Source organism: Mycobacterium timonense (assembly GCF_025821985.1).
Classification (GTDB): domain Bacteria; phylum Actinomycetota; class Actinomycetes; order Mycobacteriales; family Mycobacteriaceae; genus Mycobacterium; species Mycobacterium avium.
In genome coordinates, this window is record NZ_JACKSY010000042.1 from 1 (window position 1) to 21,219 (window position 21,219).

A 21,219-nucleotide genomic window follows, 5' to 3' on the forward strand; every position below is an offset into this window, starting at 1 on the left:
GGCCATCGCGATGTTCCTCTCGGTAGTGATCCTTGGTCGTTTCACCACAGAGACTCACGCGATGGCCCTCTACATCAGCACCGACACGCCGCCACTATTTACACCACGCCCCGGGACGTTCCCCTTGCCGGATGCCAGCAACGAACGGATGTCGTCGAAATTTCGGGTGGTCAGTGCTCCACTCAGCGACACCTGGTGCGCCCACTGGTCGAACAGCCTCAGCTCCTCGTTCCGGTAATCCATTTCGGCGTATGCCGCGAGCTCTTGGCGGATCGCCTTGAACCGGTCGGTCAGGCTGGTTGTCATCGTCTTCTCGACACCCGCTCTGTTGCGGTCGAACTCATCGATGATCACTTGCGGCACTAACAGTTCCACGTGCCTGTCTTCGACGAGAGTCTGTAGCGGTCGCATGAGGCGCTGGCCGTCCCGGCGCTTGGCGAGGTCGAGCCATGTCGACGTGTCGACCAGCAGGTGCAGCACGGCGACGGGTGCCTCCGTTGCTTCAGACACGTCAGCCTCCAGGATGATGTCGGTGGTCGCCCGTAGTCTCCAAATGGTGCGGGATAGGAGAAGGACGACACCATCCCGCGCTGGTGCCGCCCCTCGGTCGACGCCGTTAGGCGTACTGAATCAGCTGCCAGGTAACCGACTTGCCGTTATGGGGCGGCATGCGGTTACCCTTCGCGATCGGAGCGGTAGTGCTGGGGTAGTCCAAGGACTGCCAGACCCCGCTCGCTGGACAAAGTTGACCAGTAGACGCAGTAATGGTGATCACCTCCTCTCCTCGCGTTCGTTCTGGACTGCGCCCGCGAAATGCGCAGCCCGCAACGGCAGCAAGGAGAGTGGCTGGGTTTCGAATCTGGCCAGTCGGCGCGACTGGCACAGCTTCACCTGATACTTTGACGGTCTACCACCACGTAGGTTGCAAAGCCTCAGGACCCAAAGCCTTCCCAGGCGCGGGCCTGGGGCCTTGCTTCCATTACGGCAAAGATATCGGACCGGGCGGACATTGGCCGCGCAGGCGCGCCGTGTCTCCGAAAATCCTGAGAATCCGCAATCATCATGGGGGATCGAGCGCTCCGCGGGCGCGCGACACGCCGCACGGATGGCCAAGAAGTTGTGACTGCTGAGGCAGAAGTGATCTATGTCGTGTCATCCACGCTGGAGCGCACCACCGCCGCGTCCGCCGCCCGGTGGTCGCAGAACACCGGGTCGCCGTCCTGGCCGTCGACCAGGCCAAGGGTGTCGCACCATGGGCAGCCCGCGATGGCCCGCCGTTGGTACGGCGTGACGCGTCCCGGCCGCGGCAGCAGCCGCCGCTCGCTCACCGGCACCAGCGACCGGGCTTCCATGATGTCGGCCATGTTGCCGCCGAAGTCGTAGAACGCCACCCGCACCGTGCCGGGCAATGGCTGGCCGTACTCGACGGCCGGGATCTCCACCGCGAGGCCGAAGGGCTCGTGGGGGTCGTCGGCATAGGCCACGTGCCCACCGCAGCGCAGTTGGCCGTACCGGCCGGTGGGTCTCGTGAGCTGCAAAGATGCCTCCAAGCGTGGTGTTTCGTCCAACCGACGATGGCTCGCCTCCGGCGAACATTCAAGGGGCAGAATTTGCTGGTCGGTGCGGCTGCGCCGCCCGAAGGTGCACGGTAGTTGCACAACGGAGGGTGGGGAGTCCTAAGAGACAGCGTCTGAGCTGCAAACACACTGAGTGCCCCCGGCAGGATTCGAACCTGCGGCCTTCTGCTCCGGAGGCAGACGCTCTATCCCCTGAGCTACGGGGGCGCGACAACGTTGTTGTTGCACCAATGGGCCCCGACAGCCTAACGCATCCGGATGACCGCTTCGTCACCGCAATGGATTCGGGGCGCGGGCACCTCAGCCAATAGGATGGACGCTCGTGACCCCCGCTGACCTCGCCGAGCTGCTCAGAAACACCGCCGCCGCGGTGCTGGCCGAGCGTGGGCTGGACGCGGCCGCGTTGCCGGCGACGGTCGTCGTCGAGCGCCCCCGCAACCCCGAGCACGGCGACTACGCCAGCAACCTCGCGCTGCAGCTGGGCAAAAAGGTCGGCGCCAATCCCCGCGAGCTGGCCGGATGGTTGGCCGCGGCGCTGGCCGAAACCGACGGCATCGCCTCGGCGGAGGTGGCCGGCCCGGGCTTCATCAACCTGCGCCTCGAGGCGTCGGCGCAGGCCGTCGTCGTCACCAACGTGCTCGACGCCGGCGACCGCTACGGCCACTCCGACGCGCAGTCCACCCACAACATCAACCTGGAATTCGTCTCGGCCAACCCCACCGGGCCGATCCACATCGGCGGCACCCGCTGGGCCGCCGTCGGCGACGCGCTGGGCCGGCTGCTGTCCACCCAGGGCGCCGGCGTGGTGCGCGAATACTATTTCAACGACCACGGCGCCCAGATCGACCGGTTCGCCAGCTCGCTGATCGCCGCCGCCAAGGGCGAGCCGACGCCCGAAGACGGCTACGCCGGCAGCTACATCAACGACATCGCCGCCCAGGTGCTGCGCCAGGCGCCCGACGCGCTGAGCCTGCCCGAGCCGCAGCTGCGCGAGACCTTCCGCGCCATCGGCGTCGACCTGATGTTCACCCACATCAAAGAGTCGCTGCACGAGTTCGGCACCGACTTCGACGTGTACACCCACGAAGACTCGATGCACACCAGCGGCCGGGTCGACCAGGCCATCGCCCGGCTGCGCGAAACGGGCAACATTTACGAGAAGGACGGCGCAACGTGGTTGCGCACCAGTGCATTTGGTGACGACAAAGACCGCGTGGTGATCAAGAGCGACGGCAAGCCCGCCTACATCGCCGGCGACATCGCCTACTACCTGGACAAGCGGCAGCGCGGCTTCGACCTGTGCATCTACATGCTGGGCGCCGACCACCACGGCTACATCGCCCGGCTCAAGGCGGTCGCCGCCGCGTTCGGCGACGACCCGGCCGCCGTCGAGGTGCTCATCGGGCAGATGGTCAACCTGGTCCGCGACGGCCAGCCGGTCCGGATGAGCAAGCGGGCGGGAACCGTGATCACGCTCGACGACCTGGTCGAGGCGATCGGCGTCGACGCGGCGCGCTACAGCCTGATCCGCTCCTCGGTGGACACCCCAATCGACATCGACCTGGCGCTGTGGTCCTCGGCGTCGAACGAAAACCCGGTCTACTACGTGCAATACGCGCACGCCCGGCTGTCCGCGCTGGCCCGCAATGCCGCCGAACTGGGCCTCATCCCCGACACCGCGCACCTGGAACTGCTCAGCCACGACAAGGAGGGGACGCTGCTGCGCACCCTCGGCGAATTCCCGCGGGTGCTCAAAACCGCGGCGTCGCTGCGCGAGCCGCACCGGGTGTGCCGGTATCTGGAGGACCTGGCCGGTGACTACCACCGGTTCTACGACTCCTGCCGGGTGCTGCCGCAGGGCGACGAGCAGCCCACCGATCTGCACACCGCCCGGCTGGCGCTGTGCCAGGCGACCCGGCAGGTGATCGCCAACGGGCTGGCGATACTGGGCGTGACCGCTCCGGAGCGAATGTGAACGTCCACCCCGCCGGTCCTCGGCATGCCGAAGAGACCCGCCATCCCGAAAGCCCGCCGCGCCCGCAGTCTCCCGAGGAGCTGTTGCTGCTCGCGCCGAATGTGTGGCCCCGCAACGTGACTCGCAACGAGGCCGGCGTCGCGACCATCGCCGGGGTCGCGGTGACCGAGCTGGCCCGCGAGTACGGCACCCCGCTGTTCGTTGTCGACGAGGACGACTTTCGGTCCCGCTGCCGCGAGATCGCGTCGGCCTTCGGCGGCGGCAACAACGTGCACTATGCCGCCAAGGCCTTCCTGTGCAGCGAGGTGGCCCGCTGGATCGACGAGGAAGGCCTGTCACTCGACGTGTGCACCGGCGGCGAACTGGCCGTCGCCCTGCACGCCGACTTCCCCCCGGAGCGAATCACCTTCCACGGCAACAACAAATCCGTCGCGGAGCTGACGGCCGCGGTCAAAGCCGGTGTGGGGCATGTCGTTTTGGACTCGATGACCGAGATCGAGCGGCTGGACGCCATCGCGGCCGACGCGGGCATTGTCCAGGACGTCTTCGTGCGTCTCACCGTCGGTGTGGAGGCCCACACCCACGAGTTCATCTCCACCGCGCACGAGGACCAGAAGTTCGGGCTGTCCGTGGCCAGCGGTGCGGCGCTGGCCGCCGTCGGCCGGGTTTTCGACACCGAACACCTGCGGCTGGTCGGCCTGCACAGCCACATCGGTTCGCAGATCTTCGACGTCGCCGGCTTCGAACTCGCCGCTCGCCGCGTCATCGGCTTGCTGCACGACGCGGTCGAGCAGTTCGGCGTCGAGAAAACAGCGCAGATAGCCACCGTGGATCTCGGTGGGGGACTTGGCATTTCGTACCTAGCCGCGGACGATCCGCCGCCGATGGGTGAGCTGGCGGGCAAGCTGAGCGCGATCGTGCAGCACGAGTCCGCGGCGGTGGGGCTGCCGACACCGCGGCTGGTGGTCGAGCCGGGACGGGCCATCGCCGGCCCCGGCACGATCACCCTCTATGAGGTGGGCACCGTCAAGGACGTCGACGTGAGCGCCACCGCGCACCGGCGCTACGTGAGCGTGGACGGCGGCATGAGCGACAACATCCGCACCGCGCTGTATGACGCCCAGTACGACGCCCGGCTGGTCTCCCGGGTCAGCGATGCACCCGCCGAGCTGGCCCGGATCGTCGGAAAGCATTGCGAGAGCGGCGATATCGTGGTTCGAGACACCTGGGTCCCCGGCGATCTGAGGCCCGGCGACCTGATCGGGGTGGCCGCCACCGGCGCCTACTGTTATTCGCTGTCGAGTCGGTACAACATGGTCTGCCGCCCGGCCGTCGTCGCGGTGCGTGACGGCCGCGCACGTCTGGTGCTGCGCCGCGAGACGGTCGACGATCTACTGAGTCTGGAAGTGAGGTGAGCTGTGCCCCGTGACGAAAAGCCGGTCGGTGTAGCGGTACTCGGGTTGGGCAACGTCGGCAGCGAAGTCGTCCGCATCATCGAGGACAGCGCCGGTGACCTGGCGGCCCGCATCGGTGCGCCCCTGGTGCTGCGGGGCGTCGGGGTGCGCCGCGTCGCCGACGACCGCGGTGTTCCGGTCGAGCTGCTCACCGACGACATCGAAGGACTCGCCGCGCGCGACGACGTCGACATCGTCGTGGAGTTGATGGGGCCGGTGGAACCGTCCCGCAAGGCCATCCTGTGCGCGCTCGAGCACGGCAAGTCGGTCGTCACGGCCAACAAGGCGCTGCTGTCCACTTCCACCGGCGAGTTGGCACAGGCCGCCGAAAGCGCGCACGTGGACCTGTATTTCGAGGCCGCCGTGGCCGGCGCCATCCCGGTGATCCGGCCGCTGACCCAGTCGTTGGCGGGTGACACGGTGCTGCGGGTCGCCGGCATCGTCAACGGCACCACCAACTACATCTTGTCCGCGATGGACAGCACCGGCGCCGACTACGACACCGCGCTGGCCGAAGCCAGCGACCTGGGCTACGCCGAGGCCGACCCCACCGCCGACGTCGAGGGGTACGACGCCGCGGCCAAGGCCGCGATTCTGGCGTCGATCGCGTTCCACACCCGGGTGACCGCCGACGACGTCTACCGGGAGGGCATCACCAAGATCACCCCGGCCGACTTCGCCTCCGCCCGCGCCCTGGGCTGCACCATCAAACTGCTGTCCATCTGCGAACGCATCACCGGCGACGATGGCCAGGAACGGGTTTCGGCGCGCGTCTACCCGGCGCTGGTGCCGCTGTCCCATCCGCTGGCCACGGTCAACGGCGCCTTCAACGCGGTGGTGGTCGAGGCCAGGGCCTCCGGCCGGCTGATGTTCTACGGCCAGGGCGCCGGTGGGGCGCCGACGGCGTCCGCGGTGGCCGGTGACCTGGTGATGGCCGCACGAAACCGGGTGCTGGGCAGCCGCGGCCCGCGGGAGTCCAAGTACGCCCAACTCCCGGTCGCGCCAATGGGTTTCATCTCCACCCGCTACTACGTGAGCATGAACGTGGCCGACAAGCCGGGTGTGTTGTCGTCGGTGGCGGCTGAATTCGCCAAGCGCGAGGTGAGCATCGCCGAGGTCCGTCAGGAGGGCGTCGCCGACGAGGGCGGCCGCCGGGTGGGCGCCCGCATCGTCGTGGTCACCCACACCGCCACCGATGCCGCGCTTTCCGAAACCGTGCATGCGCTCGCCGATTTGGACGTCGTGCAGAGCGTGACGAGCGTGCTGCGACTGGAAGGGACCAGCCTATGAGCGCCCAGCGCACCGCCGTCCATCAGCCCTGGCCCGGCCTCATCGAGGCCTACCGGGACCGGCTGCCGGTGGGCGACGACTGGACCCCGGTGACCCTGCTCGAGGGCGGCACCCCGCTGATCGCGGCCCGTCGGCTCTCGGAAAAGACCGGCTGCACAGTCCATCTCAAGGTCGAGGGTCTCAACCCCACCGGCTCCTTCAAGGACCGCGGCATGACGATGGCGGTCACCGACGCGCTGGCGCGCGGCCAGCAGGCGGTGCTGTGCGCCTCCACCGGTAACACCTCGGCGTCGGCGGCGGCCTATGCGGCCCGTGCCGGCATCACCTGCGCGGTGCTGATCCCGCAGGGCAAGATCGCGATGGGCAAGCTCGCGCAGGCGGTCATGCACGGCGCCAAGATCATTCAGATCGACGGCAACTTCGACGACTGCCTGGAACTGGCCCGCAAGATGGCCGCCGACTTCCCGACGATCTCCTTGGTCAACTCGGTCAACCCGGTGCGCATCGAGGGTCAGAAGACCGCCGCGTTCGAGATCGTCGACGTCCTGGGCGCCGCGCCGGACGTGCACGCGCTTCCGGTCGGCAATGCCGGCAACATCACCGCGTACTGGAAGGGATACACCGAGTATCACCACGAGGGCCTGATCGAGAAGCTGCCCCGCATGCTCGGCACCCAGGCCGCCGGGGCGGCCCCGCTCGTGCATGGCGAGCCGGTCAAAAACCCCGAGACCATCGCGACCGCTATCCGCATCGGCGCGCCGGCGTCGTGGACCGCGGCCGTCGACGCGCAGCAGCAATCCCACGGCCGCTTCCTGGCGGCCACCGACGACGAGATCCTGGCCGCCTATCATCTGGTCGCCGAGTCCGAGGGCGTGTTCGTCGAACCCGCCTCGGCCGCCAGCATCGCGGGACTGCTGAAGGCGGTCGAGGACGGCTGGGTGGCGCGCGGGTCGACGGTGGTGTGCACGGTGACCGGCAACGGCCTGAAGGATCCGGACACCGCGCTGCGGGACATGCCGACCGTGACCCCGCTGCCGGTCGATCCGGTCCTGGTGGTCGAGAAGCTCGGGCTGGCCTGACGAATGGGCGCGCTCGCAACGAAAGGCTGTTGGTGACCTCCATGCTGCCCGCCGGGCTGGTGGCCTCCGCCGTCGTGTCGGCGTCCAGTGCCAATCTCGGTCCCGGCTTCGACAGCATCGGCCTGGCACTGAGCCTCATCGACGAGATCACCGTCGAGACAACCGATTCCGGCCTGGTAGTGCAGGTCGAGGGCGAGGGTGCCGACCAGGTGCCGCTCGGCCCGGAACACCTGGTGGTGCGCGCCGTGGAGTGCGGCCTGCGCGCCGTCGGCGTCCGCGCGGCGGGCCTGGTGGTGCGCTGCCGCAACGCCATCCCGCACTCCCGCGGCCTGGGCTCGTCCGCCGCGGCGGTAGTCGGCGGCCTCGCTGCGGCGAACGGCCTTGTCGCACAAGCGAATTGCCAACCGCTGAGTGATGCTGCGCTGATCCAGCTGTCCTCGGAGTTCGAGGGGCATCCGGACAACGCCGCGGCCGCCGTGTTTGGTGGCGCGATCGTTTCCTGGATCGACCGCGGCGGACAGCACCCCCGGTACGCGGCGGCGCCGCTGCGGCTGCACCCCGATATCCACCTGTACTGCGCGATTCCCCAGGAACGATCGCTGACCGCGGAGACCCGGGTGCTGCTGCCCGCGCAGGTCAGCCACGAGGACGCACGCTTCAACGTGAGCCGGGCCGCGTTGCTGGTGGTCGCGCTCACCGAACGCCCGGATCTGCTGATGGCGGCCACCGAGGACGTGCTGCATCAGCCGCAGCGGGCGCCGGCCATGCCCGCCTCGGCGGAATATTTGCGGCTGCTGCGGCGTCATAACGTGGCAGCGACGCTTTCCGGGGCCGGACCCTCGTTGATCGCACTGACCACAGCGTCGGCGTTGCCCCCGGAAGTGATGGAGTACGGGGCGGCGAACGGATTCACCCTCGCCGAAATGACCGCCGGCGAAGGAGTTCGCTGGAGCCCGGGAGTCACCGTCGTCGGTTGATCCACAGCGTGGCCGGAGGGTTTGCTTGCTTCCGGCAGGGATGGGGGCTATCCTCGGAGCCGTCCAGCAATCGCAGCATCTGCATCTGCATACATACTGCCTTGCCGCTAGGACAACACCAATTCTTCTTGTGGACGAGGTTCGCCGTTTACTCCGCCGATCCAGGCGATCACCGTTGCAAAGTCGATGATTGGGCGCACTCGGCAATTTGGCTGAATGCAACGAACCCCCTGTATGAGCTGATCAGCGGGGGAAGAAAGGAAATCCGTGACTGATACGGACCTGTTCACGGCTGGCGAAAACACTGACGCCAATCAACTCTCTACTGCCGTGACCACAGACACCCCAGACGCGAAGACGCATGCGCCGGTCGGTGCCCTGACCACCATGGTGCTGCCCGAGCTGCGCGCGCTGGCTAACCAGGTCGGCGTCAAGGGGACGTCGGGCATGCGTAAGAACGAACTGATCGCCGCGATCAAGGAAGTCCGGGGGCAGGCCAACGGGGCCGCGCCCGCTGAGCAGGCCAACGGCGCCGAGCCGGCCGAGGACAGCGGCAAGCCCGACGCCAAGGACGCCAAGGACGACACCACGCCCGACACCAAGGACGCCAACGACCACACCGGCGCTCAAAGCGCCGCCGAGGCGCCGGCCCCGAGCGAGCAGAACGGCGCCACCACCGAGGCGCCGCGCCGCGAACGACGCAGCGCGTCCCGCGACGCGGGAGCGGCCGGCCGCGGCAACGACGACGCCGACCGCGAGACCGACGGCCGCGAGCAAAGCAAGCAGGACAGCCGCGAGCAAAGCAAGCAGGACGGCGGCGACCAGGACCAGCAGAGCTCCGGTGGCCAGCAGGGGCGCGGCTCCAACCAGCAGGACGACGACGGCGAGGGACGTCAGGGCCGGCGGGGACGCCGCTTCCGTGACCGCCGGCGCCGCGGCGAACGGTCCGGTGAGGGCGGCGACGCCGAACTGCGCGAGGACGACGTCGTCCAGCCGGTAGCCGGCATTCTCGACGTGCTCGACAACTACGCCTTCGTGCGCACCTCCGGCTACCTGGCCGGCCCGCACGACGTCTACGTGTCGATGAACATGGTGCGCAAGAACGGCCTTCGCCGCGGTGACGCGGTGACCGGTGCGGTCCGGGTGCCCAAGGACGGCGAGCAGCCCAACCAGCGGCAGAAGTTCAACCCGTTGGTGCGCCTGGACAGCGTCAACGGCGGCTCCGTCGAGGACGCCAAGAAGCGTCCCGAATTCGGCAAGCTGACGCCGCTGTACCCCAACCAGCGGCTGCGCCTGGAGACCACGCCGGACCGGCTGACCACGCGGGTCATCGACCTGATCATGCCGATCGGCAAGGGCCAGCGCGCGCTGATCGTGTCGCCGCCCAAGGCGGGTAAGACGACCATCCTGCAGGACATCGCCAACGCGATCACCAAGAACAACCCCGAATGCCACCTCATGGTCGTGCTCGTCGACGAGCGGCCCGAGGAGGTCACCGACATGCAGCGCTCGGTCAAGGGCGAGGTCATCGCCTCGACGTTCGACCGGCCGCCGTCCGACCACACCTCGGTCGCCGAGCTGGCCATCGAGCGCGCCAAGCGCCTCGTCGAGCAGGGCAAGGACGTCGTCGTGCTGCTGGACTCGATCACCCGGCTGGGCCGCGCCTACAACAACGCGTCGCCCGCCTCGGGCCGCATCCTGTCCGGTGGTGTGGACTCCACCGCGCTCTACCCGCCCAAGCGGTTCCTGGGCGCTGCCCGCAACATCGAGGAAGGCGGCTCGCTGACCATCATCGCCACCGCCATGGTCGAGACCGGATCCACCGGTGACACCGTCATCTTCGAGGAGTTCAAGGGCACCGGTAACGCCGAGCTCAAGCTGGACCGCAAGATCGCCGAGCGGCGGGTCTTCCCGGCGGTCGACGTGAACCCCTCGGGCACCCGCAAGGACGAGCTGCTGCTGTCGCCGGACGAGTTCGGCATCGTGCACAAGCTGCGCCGGGTGCTGTCCGGCCTGGATTCGCACCAGGCCATCGACCTGCTGATGAGCCAGCTGCGCAAGACCAAGAACAACTACGAGTTCCTGGTCCAGGTGTCCAAGACCACGCCAGGGGCGATGGACAACGACTAGCCGCGCGACGCCCGGCGGGAATGCCCCGACGCATCCCACTGTTTTGGGCGGGTAGCGGTTGACCTGGCATAATCGACGCGCGACGAGATCGAAGAGGAATCATGAAAGCTGACATTCACCCCACCTACGCGGAGACCACGGTGCTCTGTGGGTGCGGCAACACGTTCCAGACCCGCAGCACCAAGGACGGTGGCCGCATCGTCGTCGAGGTGTGCTCGCAGTGCCACCCGTTCTACACCGGCAAGCAGAAGATCCTGGACAGCGGCGGCCGGGTGGCCCGTTTCGAGAAGCGCTACGGCAAGCGCAAGGCCGGCGCCGAGAAAGCCGAAAGCGCCGACAAATAGCTCGGTTCCCGACGCCCGAACTGTGCGTGCAGTCGCACAGGCCGGGCGTCGGTTCACGTTTGCGGTCGTGGCGCGGGGCAGGGCAGGAGGTGTGAGATGACGCAGCCGGTTCAGACCATCGACGTGCTGCTGGCCGAACACGCCGACCTGGAACGCCGGCTGTCCGACCCCGACCTGCACAGCAATCCCGACGAGGCCCGCAAGGCCGGGCGGCGGTTCGCCCGGCTCGCCCCGATCGTCGGCACCTACCGCAAGCTGATGGCCGCCCGAGAGGACCTCGAGACCGCGCGCGAACTGGCCGCCGACGACGATTCGTTCACCGCCGAGGTCGCCGACCTGGAATCCCGGGTGGCCCAGTTGGACACCCAGCTGACCGACATGCTGGCCCCGCGCGACCCGCACGACGCCGACGACATCGTGCTCGAGGTCAAATCCGGTGAAGGCGGCGAAGAGTCGGCGTTGTTCGCCGCCGACCTGGCCCGGATGTACATCCGCTACGCCGAGCGGCACGGCTGGACGGTCACCGTGCTGGACGAGATCACCTCGGACCTGGGCGGTTACAAGGACGCGACGCTGTCCATCCGCAGCAAGGGCGACAGCGCCGACGGGGTGTGGTCGCGGATGAAGTTCGAGGGCGGGGTGCACCGGGTGCAGCGCGTCCCGGTCACGGAATCCCAAGGCCGCGTGCACACTTCGGCGGCGGGTGTGCTCGTCTATCCCGAACCCGAAGAGGTCGCCGAGGTGCAGATCGACGAGTCCGATCTGCGCATCGATGTGTTCCGCTCGTCGGGCAAGGGCGGGCAGGGCGTCAACACCACGGACTCCGCGGTGCGGATCACCCACCTGCCCACCGGCGTCGTGGTCACCTGCCAGAACGAGCGCTCCCAGCTGCAGAACAAGGCCCGCGCGCTGCAGGTGCTGGCGGCCCGGCTGCAGGCCATGGCCGAGGAGCAGGCCTCGGCCGAGGCGTCGGCCGATCGGGCCAGCCAGATTCGCACCGTGGACCGCAGCGAACGCATTCGCACCTACAACTTTCCCGAGAACCGGATCACCGACCATCGCATCGGCTTCAAGGCGCACAACCTCGACCAGGTGCTCGACGGCGACCTGGACGCGTTGTTCGACGCGCTGGCCGCCGCCGACAAGCAGTCGCGGTTGCAGCAGGCATGACCTCCCGGCGACGATGCACACGATGAGCAGCGAGACGATCCGGCTGAGCCTGCGGCGCGCGATCGACGACGCGACGGCCACCCTCGCTGAAGCCGGAATCGCTTCCGCGCGTTGGGATGCCGAGCAGCTGGCCGCGCACCTGGCGGGCGTCGACCGAGGCCGGCTGGGCTTGCTCGAGTCGCCGGGTCAAGAGTTCTTCCAGCGGTACCGCGACGCGGTGTCGGCCCGCGCCCGACGGGTGCCGTTGCAGCATTTGTTGGGGACGGCGGCCTTCGGTCCGGTCCTTTTGCACGTCGGACCCGGGGTCTTCGTCCCGCGTCCCGAAACCGAGGCGCTGCTGGAATGGGCCACCGCGCAACAACTTCCACCGCGGCCCGTCATCGTCGACCTGTGCACCGGGTCGGGCGCCCTGGCGGTAGCGCTGGCTCACCATTGCGCCGGCCGGGGCCTGCCGGCGCGCATCGTCGGCGTAGACAATTCCGATGCGGCCCTGGAATATGCGCGCCGCAATGCCGCGGGCACGACGGTCGAGCTGGTGCGCGCCGACGTCATCGAGCTGGCCCGTGTGCCCGGCTCGGCGCCCGACCTGGACGGTCGGGTGGATCTGGTCGTGGCCAACCCGCCCTATGTTCCCGACGGTGCTGTGCTGGAACCCGAAGTCGCCCAGCACGATCCGCACCACGCGGTGTTCGGCGGGCCCGACGGCCTGGCGGTGATCGCCCCCGTCGTCGAACTGGCCGGCCGGTGGCTGCGGCCGGGCGGACTGATCGGCATGGAGCACGACGACACCACCTCGCACCAGACCGTCGAATTGTTCGACCGCACCGGGCTTTTCGACGACGTGCGGGCGCACCGGGACCTGACCGGCCGGCCACGGTTCGTGACCGCCCGCAGGAGGAGTGGCGCTGATGTCTCGCGTCGCGACGATGCAGAGCGCAGCGATGAGGAGGAGTGGCGCTGATGTCTGACTTCTTCGACTGCGCCGACCCCGATCAGCGTTCCCGCGGCATCGCGGCGGCGGCCGCGGCCGTCAAGGGCGGCCGGCTGGTCGTCATGCCGACCGACACCGTGTACGGCATCGGCGCCGACGCGTTCAACAGCGCCGCGGTGTCGGCGCTGCTGTCGGCGAAGGGGAGGGGCCGCGACATGCCGGTGGGTGTGCTGGTCGGCTCCTGGCACACCATCGAGGGACTCGTCTACACCATGCCGGACGGCGCCCGCGACCTGATCCGCGCCTTCTGGCCGGGCGCGCTGAGCCTGGTGGTGACCCAGGCCCCGTCGTTGCAGTGGGATCTCGGCGACGCCCGCGGCACGGTGATGCTGCGCATGCCGCTGCACCCGGTCGCCATCGAGCTGCTGCGCGAGGTCGGGCCGATGGCCGTGTCCAGCGCCAACATCTCCGGCCATCCGGCGGCCGTCGACGCCGACGAGGCCCGCGGCCAGCTTGGTGATTTGGTCGACGTCTACCTGGCGGCCGGGCGGGCCGAGCGGGGCGCCGCCTCGACCATCGTGGACCTGACCGGCGCCACGCCGCGGATCCTGCGCCCGGGCCCGGTGAGCGCGCAGCGGATCGCGGAAGTGCTCGGCGTCGACCCGGAAAGCCTGGCCGTCCCGGGCTGACCCAAGCGGTTGTCGAGGTCCCAGCTTTGTCCAGTACGGTCTCGTTGGTGTCCAGCGACGTAACCGACCTTGCCGGTGGTTTGCTCGCCCTTTCCGACCGCGGCGCCGGTGTTCCGCTGCGCGAGCTGGCACTGGTGGGGCTGACCGCGGCCATCATCACCTACTTCGCGACCGGGCCGGTGCGGGTGCTGGCCACCCGGCTGGGCGCGGTCGCCTATCCGCGTGAGCGCGACGTGCACGTGACGCCCACCCCGCGGATGGGCGGCCTGGCGATGTTTCTCGGTGTCGTCTGCGCCGTCTTCCTGGCCTCGCAGCTGCCGGCGCTCACCCGCGGGTTCGTCTACTCCAGCGGCATGCCCGCCGTCCTGGTGGCCGGCGCTGTCATCATGGGCATCGGCCTGATCGACGATCGCTGGGGCCTGGACGCGCTGACCAAGTTCGCCGGTCAGATCACCGCGGCCAGCGTGCTGGTCACCATGGGCGTGGCGTGGAGCGTGCTGTACATCCCGATCGGCGGCGTCGGCACCATCGTGCTGGACCAGGCCTCGTCGATCCTGCTGACCCTGGCGCTGACGGTGTCGGTGGTCAACGCGATGAACTTCGTCGACGGGCTCGACGGTCTGGCCGCCGGGCTGGGTCTCATCACCGCCCTGGCGATCTGCATGTTCTCCGTCGGGCTGCTGCGCGACCACGGCGGCGACGTGCTGTTCTATCCGCCCGCCGTGATCTCGGTGGTGCTGGCCGGGGCGTGCCTGGGCTTCCTGCCGCACAACTTCCATCGCGCCAAGATCTTCATGGGCGACTCCGGCTCCATGCTGATCGGGTTGATGCTGGCCGCGGCGTCGACGACGGCGGCCGGCCCGGTCTCGCAGAACGCCTACGGCGCGCGCGACGTCTTCGCGCTGCTCTCGCCGTTCCTGCTGGTCGCGGCGGTCATCTTCGTGCCGATGCTGGATTTGCTGCTGGCCATCGTGCGGCGCACCCGGGCGGGCCGCAGCGCGTTCAGCCCCGACAAGATGCACCTGCATCACCGGTTGCTGCAGATCGGCCATTCGCACCGCCGGGTGGTGTTGCTGATCTACCTGTGGGTCGGCATCGTGGCGTTCGGCGCGGCGAGCACCATTTTCTTCCGCCCCCGCGACACCGCGGCGGTGATGCTGGGCGCCATCGTGGTCGCCGGGATCGCGACGGCCATACCGCTGTTACGCCGCGGCGACGACTACGAAGACGAAGAGTACGACAGGCAGTAGTAGTGGGCTTCGGCCTGTGGTACGGTGCAGGTAGAACCCCAAAAAGCCGCGCAGGCGACCGGTCCGTCGGAGGCTGCTCCGATCGGGCCGGTGCAAGACCGGCCCCGGGAGATACCCCTTGGGTGATTCAACTGTGACGTGCGATACGCTCGGCGGGCCACCGATCAGTCGGTCGGGGGGTTCCCGTTCCACCAACCTGGGATTGAGGTGCTGCAGTGACGACACCAGCGCAGGACGCGCCGTTGGTGTTCCCCTCTGTTGCTTTCCGTCCGGTTCGGCTGTTCGCGATCAGCGTTGCCATCACCGCGGTGGCGGTGCTCGCCGCCGGACTGTCCGGTCACCTGATGGTCGGGGTCTTCTTCGGCATCGGGTTGCTGCTGGGTTTGCTCAACGCCGTACTGGTGCGCCGCTCGGTTGACTCGATCACCGCCAAGGAGCACCCGCTGAAGAGGTCGATGGCGGTCAACTCGGCGTCCCGGCTGGCCATCATCACCGTCGTCGGGCTGATCATCGCCTACCTGTTCCGGCCCGCCGGCCTGGGCGTGCTGTTCGGGCTGGCGCTGTTCCAGGTCCTCTTGGTGGCATCGACGGCGCTGCCGGTGTGGAAGAAACTGCGTGCCGGTGACTGGGCGCCGTCCGCCGACGGCGCCGCCGCGGGTTCAGACGGAACGGAAGGAAGGAACAGCACCGATGCCTGAGACGACGTTCCTGGCCGAATCCGCCATCGAGGTCGGCGAACACAACCACGCCACCTGGCTGGGCATGACCGTCAACACCGACACGATTCTGTCGACCGGGATCGCCGCGCTGATCGTCCTCGCGCTGGCCTTCTTCCTGCGCGCGAAGATCACCTCCACCGGCGTGCCCAGCGGCGTCCAGTTGTTCTGGGAGGCCATCACGGTCCAGATGCGCGATCAGATCGAGAGCGCGGTCGGCATGCGGATCGCGCCGTTCGTGTTGCCGCTGGCCGTCACCATCTTCGTGTTCATCCTGATCTCCAACTGGCTGTCGGTGCTTCCGCTGCAGTACACGGACAAGTCCGGGCACACCACCGAGCTGCTGAAGTCGGCGGCCGCGGACATCAATTACGTTCTGGCGCTGGCTCTTTTCGTCTTCGTCTGCTACCACGTGGCCGGCATCTGGCGTCGCGGCGTCGTCGGGCACCCGCTGGCCGTGCTCAAGGGTCACGTGGCGTTCCTGGCGCCGATCAACGTCGTCGAGGAGTTGGCCAAGCCAATCTCGTTGTCGCTGCGACTTTTCGGCAACATCTTCGCCGGCGGCATCCTGGTCGCGCTGATCGCGCTGTTCCCGCCCTACATCATGTGGGCCCCCAACGCGATCTGGAAAGCCTTCGACCTGTTCGTCGGCGCGATCCAGGCCTTCATCTTCTCGATCCTGACCATCCTGTACTTCAGCCAGGCCATGGAGATCGAGGAACACCATGACTGAGACCACCACGAATTGCCTTGACCCACGCACGATTTCGACAAGCCTGGTAGACCCCTACCAGTTACAAGGAGGATAAGAATGGCTCTGGACCCCCAAGTCGCTGCCGCTGCGCTCATCGGCGGTGGACTCATCATGGGCGGCGGCGCGATCGGTGCCGGTATCGGTGACGGTATCGCCGGTAACGCGCTGGTTTCCGGTATCGCCCGGCAACCCGAGGCGCAAGGCCGGTTGTTTACGCCGTTCTTCATCACCGTCGGTCTGGTCGAGGCGGCGTACTTCATCAACCTGGCGTTCATGGCGCTGTTCGTCTTCGCCACACCCGTCGGCACCTAGTTCGCTGTGATGGGTGACGCGAGCCTGAGCGTGCTGGCATCCAGCCAGGTGGTGGCCGAGGGAGGCAACAACTTCCTCGTACCCAACGGCACCTTCTTCTTCGTGCTGGCCATCTTCCTGATCGTGCTGGCCGTCATCGGCACCTTCGTGGTGCCGCCGGTGATGAAGGTGTTGCGCGAGCGCGACGCCATGGTCGCCAAGACGGCCGCCGACAACCGGAAGGCGGCCGAACAGTTCGAGGCCGCCCAGGCCGATTACGAAGAAGCCATGACCGAAGCCCGGGTGCAGGCGTCGTCGTTACGCGACAACGCCCGCGCCGAGGGTCGTAAGGCCGTGGAGGACGCGCGGGCCAAGGCCGAGCAAGAGGTGCTGTCGACGCTGCAGCTGGCCGCCCGGCAGCTGAAGCGGGAAAGAGACGCCGTGGAACTGGACCTGCGTGCCAATGTGGCGTCCATGTCGGCGACCCTGGCCAGCCGAATCCTCGGTGTCGACGTCGCCCCCGCCGCCGCGACCACATCCGCAACCAAGACATCCGGACGGTAATCGAAGTATGTCGACTTTCATCGGCCAGTTGGTGGGCTTTGCGGCCATCGTGTTCCTGGTGGTCCGCTATGTGGTGCCGCCGGTGCGACGGTTGATGGCCGCGCGCCAGGAGGCGGTGCGCCAGCAGCTGCAGGACGCGGCCGCCGCGGCCGACCGGTTGACCGAATCGACCACCGCGCACAGCAAGGCCGTGGAAGCGGCCAAGGCGGAGTCGAAGCGGGTTGTCGACGAGGCGCAGGCGGACGCCAAACGCATCACCGAGCAGTTGGCGGCGCAGGCCGGCCTCGAGGCCGAACGCATCAAATCGCAGGGCAGCCGGCAGGTCGACCTGCTGCGCACCCAGCTGACCCGTCAGCTGCGGCTGGAACTCGGGCACGAAGCGGTGCGGCAGGCCGGCGAGTTGGTACGCAACTATGTCGCCGACCCGGCCCAGCAATCGGCGACCGTGGACCGATTCCTGGACGACCTCGACGCGATGGCGCCCGCGGCGGCCGACGTCCAGTACCCGCTGATGACCAAGATGCGCTCCTCGAGCCGCGTCGCGCTGGTCAACCTGACGGAGCGATTCACCACCGTCGCCAAAGACCTTGACAACAAAGCACTTTCCGCCCTGTCCAGCGAACTGGTGTCGGTGGCCCAGATGCTGGACCGCGAGATCGTGGTGACGCGGTATCTCACCGTTCCCGCCGAGGATGCGGGCCCCCGGGTCCGGCTGATCGAGCGGTTGCTGTCCGGCAAGGTCGGCGACGTCACCCTCGAGGTGCTGCGGGCGGCCGTGTCGGAGCGCTGGTCGGCCAACTCCGACCTGATCGACGCCCTCGAGCACCTGTCGCGGCAGGCGCTGCTCGAAGTCGCCGAGCGCGAGAACAAGGTCGACGAGGTCGAAGAACAGCTGTTCCGGTTCTCCCGCATCCTGGACGTGCAACCGCGGTTGGCAATCCTGTTGGGCGACTACGCCGTTCCGGTCGAAGGCCGAGTGGGATTGCTGCGCAAGGTGCTCGACAGCGCCAGCATCACGGTCAACCCGATCGTGGCCGCGCTGCTGACCCAGACGGTCGAGCTGCTGCGCGGCCGGCCGGCCGAAGAGGCCGTGCAGTTCCTCGCGGAGGTGGCGGTGGCGCGCCGCGGCGAGGTCGTCGCCCAGGTCAGCGCGGCAGCCGACCTGAGCGGCGCGCAGCGCAGCCGCCTCACCGAAGTGCTCAGCCGCATCTACGGCCACCCGGTCTCGGTACAGCTGCAGATCGACACCGAACTGCTGGGTGGTCTGCTGATCGCGGTGGCTGACGAAGTGATCGACGGGACGCTCGCGTCCCGTCTGGCCGCCGCAGAGGCCCAGTTGCCCGACTGACCGCAGCACCAACCACTGACCATCCCGACATACGCGATACCAAGATCAAGTAGGAAGACGAAAAGCCATGGCCGAGTTGACAATCTCCGCTGATGACATTCAGAGCGCCATCGAGGAGTACGTAGGCTCTTTCACCTCCGACACCTCCCGCGAAGAGGTCGGTACCGTCGTCGACGCCGGTGACGGCATCGCCCACGTCGAAGGCCTGCCGTCCGTGATGACCCAGGAGCTGCTCGAGTTCCCCGGCGGCGTGCTCGGCGTGGCGCTCAACTTGGACGAGCACAGCGTCGGCGCGGTGATCCTGGGTGACTTCGAGAAGATCGAGGAAGGCCAGCAGGTCAAGCGCACCGGCGAGGTGCTCTCGGTTCCGGTGGGCGACGCCTTCCTGGGCCGTGTGGTCAATCCGCTGGGCCAGCCGATCGACGGCCAGGGCGACATCGAGACCGACATTCGGCGGGCACTGGAGATCCAGGCGCCCTCGGTGGTGCAGCGGCAGAGCGTGAAAGAGCCGCTGCAGACCGGCATCAAGGCCATCGACGCGATGACCCCGATCGGCCGTGGCCAGCGCCAGCTGATCATCGGCGACCGCAAGACCGGCAAGACCGCCGTCTGCGTGGACACCATCCTCAACCAGCGGCAGAACTGGGAGAGCGGCGACGAGAAGAAGCAGGTGCGCTGCGTCTACGTGGCCATCGGCCAGAAGGGCACCACGATCGCGTCGGTCCGGCGCGCCCTGGAAGAGGGCGGGGCGATGGACTACACCACCATCGTCGCGGCGCCGGCCTCCGACTCCGCCGGGTTCAAATGGCTTGCGCCCTACACCGGTTCGGCGATCGCCCAGCACTGGATGTACGACGGCAAGCACGTGCTGATCGTCTTCGACGACCTGAGCAAGCAGGCCGAGGCCTACCGCGCGATCTCGCTGCTGCTGCGCCGCCCGCCGGGCCGCGAGGCGTACCCGGGTGACGTGTTCTATTTGCACTCACGGCTTTTGGAGCGCTGCGCCAAGCTTTCCGACGAACTCGGTGGCGGCTCGATGACCGGTCTGCCGATCATCGAGACCAAGGCCAACGACATCTCGGCCTACATCCCCACCAACGTCATCTCGATCACCGACGGGCAGTGCTTCCTGGAGTCCGACCTGTTCAACCAGGGTGTGCGGCCGGCCATCAACGTCGGCGTCTCGGTGTCCCGGGTGGGTGGCGCCGCGCAGATCAAGGCGATGAAGGAGGTGGCGGGCAGCCTGCGGCTGGACCTGTCGCAATTCCGTGAGCTGGAAGCCTTCGCCGCGTTCGCCTCCGACCTGGACGCGACGTCGAAGGCCCAGCTGGACCGCGGCGCGCGGCTGGTGGAGCTGCTCAAGCAACCGCAGTACCAGCCGATGCCCGTTGAGGAGCAAGTGGTTTCGATCTTCCTCGGCACCGGCGGTCACCTCGACTCGGTGCCGGTGGAGGACGTCCGGCGGTTCGAAACCGAACTGCTGGACCACATGCGGGCCTCCGAGGACAAGATCCTCGCCGGGATCCGCGACACCCAGAAGCTCTCCGACGAGGCCGCCGAGGAGCTGGAGAAGGTGATCAACAACTTCAAGAAGGGCTTCGCCGCCACCGGCGGCGCCTCGGTGGTGCCCGACGAGCACGTCGAGGCGCTCGACGAGGAGGAGCTGGAAAAGGAATCGGTGAAGGTGAAGAAGCCGGCGCCGGAAAAGAAGGCAAAGAAAGAGCAGAAGTAGCAACCGATGGCTGCCACACTTCGTGAACTACGCGGACGGATCCGCTCGGCCGGGTCGATCAAGAAGATCACCAAGGCCCAGGAGCTGATCGCGACGTCGCGTATCGGTCGGGCGCAGGCCCGGCTCGATTCGGCCCGGCCGTACGCCTTCCAGATCACCGCGATGCTGACCACCCTGGCCGCCGAGGCCGCGTTGGATCATCCGCTGCTCGTCGAGCGGCCGGAACCCAAACGCGCGGGTGTCCTGGTGGTGTCCTCGGACCGCGGTCTGTGTGGCGCCTACAACGCGAGCATCTTCCGCCGCGCCGAGGAGCTGTTCTCGCTGCTGCGTGAACAGGGCAAGACGCCGGTGCTGTACTCGGTGGGCCGTAAAGCATTGAACTACTACACATTCCGCAACTGGGACATCAGCGGATCGTGGACCGGGTTCTCCGAGCAGCCGCAGTACGAGAACGCCGCCGAGATCGCCGAGACGCTGGTCGAGTCGTTCATGCGCGGCACCGGCGGCGAGGACGAGGGTGAGTCCGACGCCGAGAGCGTCGACGAGCTGCACATCGTCTACACCGAGTTCAAGTCGATGCTGTCGCAGTCGGCGGTGGCCCACCGGATCGCCCCGATGGTGGTGGAGTACGTGGAGGAACCACCCGAAGTGCGGACCCTGTACTCGTTCGAGCCGGACGCGACAACGCTTTTCGAGTCGCTGCTACCGCGCTACCTGACCACCCGCGTTTACGCGGCGCTGCTCGAATCCGCGGCCTCGGAGCTGGCGTCGCGCCAGCGCGCGATGAAGTCCGCGACCGACAACGCCGATGACCTCATCAAGGCCCTGACGCTGATGGCGAACCGCGAGCGGCAGGCCCAGATCACCCAGGAGATCAGCGAAATCGTCGGTGGCGCAAACGCGCTCGCCGACGCCCGCTAGGCAGCACCACTAGGAAGCGAAAGAAGA

Annotated in this window: 19 protein-coding genes, 1 tRNA gene and 1 pseudogene; 18 read left to right on the forward strand and 3 right to left on the reverse strand. The window is 67.9% G+C overall.

The features are described from left to right. Positions 1 to 69: 69 nt before the first annotated feature. From H7I87_RS11660 to H7I87_RS11670, 3 genes are all read right to left on the reverse strand, one after another. Positions 70 to 510, reverse strand: a complete 441-nt coding sequence (locus H7I87_RS11660; RefSeq protein ID WP_063971716.1) for a PIN domain-containing protein — start codon at positions 508 to 510, stop codon at positions 70 to 72. A 632-nt stretch (positions 511 to 1,142) separates the two neighbouring features. Continuing rightward, positions 1,143 to 1,538, reverse strand: a complete 396-nt coding sequence (locus tag H7I87_RS11665) for a hypothetical protein (RefSeq protein WP_084027909.1) — start codon at positions 1,536 to 1,538, stop codon at positions 1,143 to 1,145. Between the two features lie 173 nt (positions 1,539 to 1,711). Next, a tRNA-Arg gene (locus tag H7I87_RS11670) sits at positions 1,712 to 1,784 on the reverse strand. A 115-nt stretch (positions 1,785 to 1,899) separates the two neighbouring features. Here H7I87_RS11670 and argS point away from each other — a divergent pair. The 18 genes and pseudogenes from argS (at position 1,900) to H7I87_RS11760 (ending at position 21,192) form a co-directional block, all read left to right on the forward strand. After that, a complete protein-coding gene (gene argS, locus H7I87_RS11675; protein ID WP_019734135.1) occupies positions 1,900 to 3,552 on the forward strand; it encodes an arginine--tRNA ligase in 1,653 nt (550 codons plus the stop codon). Continuing rightward, complete coding sequence (gene lysA / locus H7I87_RS11680) at positions 3,549 to 4,967, forward strand: diaminopimelate decarboxylase (RefSeq protein ID WP_062888076.1); 1,419 nt, start codon at positions 3,549 to 3,551, stop codon at positions 4,965 to 4,967. The genes argS and lysA overlap by 4 nt, the downstream gene beginning before the upstream one ends. A gap of 3 nt (positions 4,968 to 4,970) precedes the next feature. Beyond that, positions 4,971 to 6,296: a homoserine dehydrogenase gene (locus H7I87_RS11685; protein WP_003873236.1), complete on the forward strand. Its 1,326-nt coding sequence runs from the start codon at positions 4,971 to 4,973 to the stop codon at positions 6,294 to 6,296. Beyond that, the gene (gene thrC / locus H7I87_RS11690) at positions 6,293 to 7,375 is read left to right on the forward strand and encodes a threonine synthase (RefSeq protein WP_044543606.1); all 1,083 of its coding nucleotides are present in this window, start codon (positions 6,293 to 6,295) and stop codon (positions 7,373 to 7,375) included. Before H7I87_RS11685 ends, thrC begins: the two co-directional genes overlap by 4 nt. Positions 7,376 to 7,416: 41 nt before the next feature. Then, complete coding sequence (thrB, locus tag H7I87_RS11695; RefSeq protein ID WP_003873234.1) at positions 7,417 to 8,352, forward strand: homoserine kinase; 936 nt, start codon at positions 7,417 to 7,419, stop codon at positions 8,350 to 8,352. A 267-nt stretch (positions 8,353 to 8,619) separates the two neighbouring features. After that, the gene (rho, locus tag H7I87_RS11700; RefSeq protein ID WP_062888078.1) at positions 8,620 to 10,482 is read left to right on the forward strand and encodes a transcription termination factor Rho; all 1,863 of its coding nucleotides are present in this window, start codon (positions 8,620 to 8,622) and stop codon (positions 10,480 to 10,482) included. A 101-nt stretch (positions 10,483 to 10,583) separates the two neighbouring features. Further along, positions 10,584 to 10,826, forward strand: a complete 243-nt coding sequence (rpmE, locus tag H7I87_RS11705; protein ID WP_003873232.1) for a 50S ribosomal protein L31 — start codon at positions 10,584 to 10,586, stop codon at positions 10,824 to 10,826. Between the two features lie 96 nt (positions 10,827 to 10,922). Beyond that, complete coding sequence (gene prfA / locus H7I87_RS11710) at positions 10,923 to 11,996, forward strand: peptide chain release factor 1 (protein ID WP_003873231.1); 1,074 nt, start codon at positions 10,923 to 10,925, stop codon at positions 11,994 to 11,996. 13 nt (positions 11,997 to 12,009) lie between these two features. Next, entirely contained in the window at positions 12,010 to 12,957 is a 948-nt protein-coding gene (prmC, locus tag H7I87_RS11715; protein WP_081256532.1) for a peptide chain release factor N(5)-glutamine methyltransferase, read from the forward strand. Next, entirely contained in the window at positions 12,957 to 13,616 is a 660-nt protein-coding gene (locus H7I87_RS11720) for an L-threonylcarbamoyladenylate synthase (RefSeq protein WP_062888084.1), read from the forward strand. The genes prmC and H7I87_RS11720 overlap by 1 nt, the downstream gene beginning before the upstream one ends. Positions 13,617 to 13,644: 28 nt before the next feature. Continuing rightward, positions 13,645 to 14,866: pseudogene (locus H7I87_RS11725) on the forward strand (glycosyltransferase family 4 protein); the annotation flags it as partial. 215 nt (positions 14,867 to 15,081) lie between these two features. Beyond that, positions 15,082 to 15,564, forward strand: a complete 483-nt coding sequence (locus H7I87_RS11730; protein ID WP_003877292.1) for an ATP synthase subunit I — start codon at positions 15,082 to 15,084, stop codon at positions 15,562 to 15,564. Continuing rightward, the gene (gene atpB / locus H7I87_RS11735; protein WP_003873226.1) at positions 15,557 to 16,315 is read left to right on the forward strand and encodes a F0F1 ATP synthase subunit A; all 759 of its coding nucleotides are present in this window, start codon (positions 15,557 to 15,559) and stop codon (positions 16,313 to 16,315) included. The genes H7I87_RS11730 and atpB overlap by 8 nt, the downstream gene beginning before the upstream one ends. An 84-nt stretch (positions 16,316 to 16,399) precedes the next feature. Further along, entirely contained in the window at positions 16,400 to 16,648 is a 249-nt protein-coding gene (locus tag H7I87_RS11740) for a F0F1 ATP synthase subunit C (protein ID WP_024636915.1), read from the forward strand. Positions 16,649 to 16,657: 9 nt separating this feature from the next. After that, positions 16,658 to 17,191 carry a F0F1 ATP synthase subunit B gene (locus tag H7I87_RS11745; RefSeq protein ID WP_033726727.1) on the forward strand — a complete coding sequence of 178 codons (534 nt, stop codon included), beginning with the start codon at positions 16,658 to 16,660 and terminating at the stop codon, positions 17,189 to 17,191. Between the two features lie 7 nt (positions 17,192 to 17,198). Beyond that, positions 17,199 to 18,539 carry a F0F1 ATP synthase subunit B/delta gene (locus tag H7I87_RS11750; protein WP_011724204.1) on the forward strand — a complete coding sequence of 447 codons (1,341 nt, stop codon included), beginning with the start codon at positions 17,199 to 17,201 and terminating at the stop codon, positions 18,537 to 18,539. A gap of 67 nt (positions 18,540 to 18,606) precedes the next feature. After that, a complete protein-coding gene (atpA, locus tag H7I87_RS11755; RefSeq protein WP_003877295.1) occupies positions 18,607 to 20,271 on the forward strand; it encodes a F0F1 ATP synthase subunit alpha in 1,665 nt (554 codons plus the stop codon). A gap of 6 nt (positions 20,272 to 20,277) precedes the next feature. Then, entirely contained in the window at positions 20,278 to 21,192 is a 915-nt protein-coding gene (locus H7I87_RS11760; protein WP_003873221.1) for a F0F1 ATP synthase subunit gamma, read from the forward strand. Positions 21,193 to 21,219: the final 27 nt, after the last annotated feature.

Bases quoted from the DNA above. Each gene is read 5' to 3' on its own strand.
- thrB (WP_003873234.1), top strand. From the start codon at position 7,417: ATGCTGCCCGCCGGGCTGGTGGCCTCCGCCGTCGTGTCGGCGTCCAGT.
- H7I87_RS11750 (WP_011724204.1), top strand. From the start codon at position 17,199: ATGTCGACTTTCATCGGCCAGTTGGTGGGCTTTGCGGCCATCGTGTTC.
- H7I87_RS11760 (WP_003873221.1), top strand. From the start codon at position 20,278: ATGGCTGCCACACTTCGTGAACTACGCGGACGGATCCGCTCGGCCGGG.
- H7I87_RS11745 (WP_033726727.1), top strand. From the start codon at position 16,658: ATGGGTGACGCGAGCCTGAGCGTGCTGGCATCCAGCCAGGTGGTGGCC.
- atpA (WP_003877295.1), top strand. From the start codon at position 18,607: ATGGCCGAGTTGACAATCTCCGCTGATGACATTCAGAGCGCCATCGAG.
- H7I87_RS11720 (WP_062888084.1), top strand. From the start codon at position 12,957: ATGTCTGACTTCTTCGACTGCGCCGACCCCGATCAGCGTTCCCGCGGC.
- thrC (WP_044543606.1), top strand. From the start codon at position 6,293: ATGAGCGCCCAGCGCACCGCCGTCCATCAGCCCTGGCCCGGCCTCATC.
- rpmE (WP_003873232.1), top strand. From the start codon at position 10,584: ATGAAAGCTGACATTCACCCCACCTACGCGGAGACCACGGTGCTCTGT.
- prmC (WP_081256532.1), top strand. From the start codon at position 12,010: ATGCACACGATGAGCAGCGAGACGATCCGGCTGAGCCTGCGGCGCGCG.
- prfA (WP_003873231.1), top strand. From the start codon at position 10,923: ATGACGCAGCCGGTTCAGACCATCGACGTGCTGCTGGCCGAACACGCC.
- atpB (WP_003873226.1), top strand. From the start codon at position 15,557: ATGCCTGAGACGACGTTCCTGGCCGAATCCGCCATCGAGGTCGGCGAA.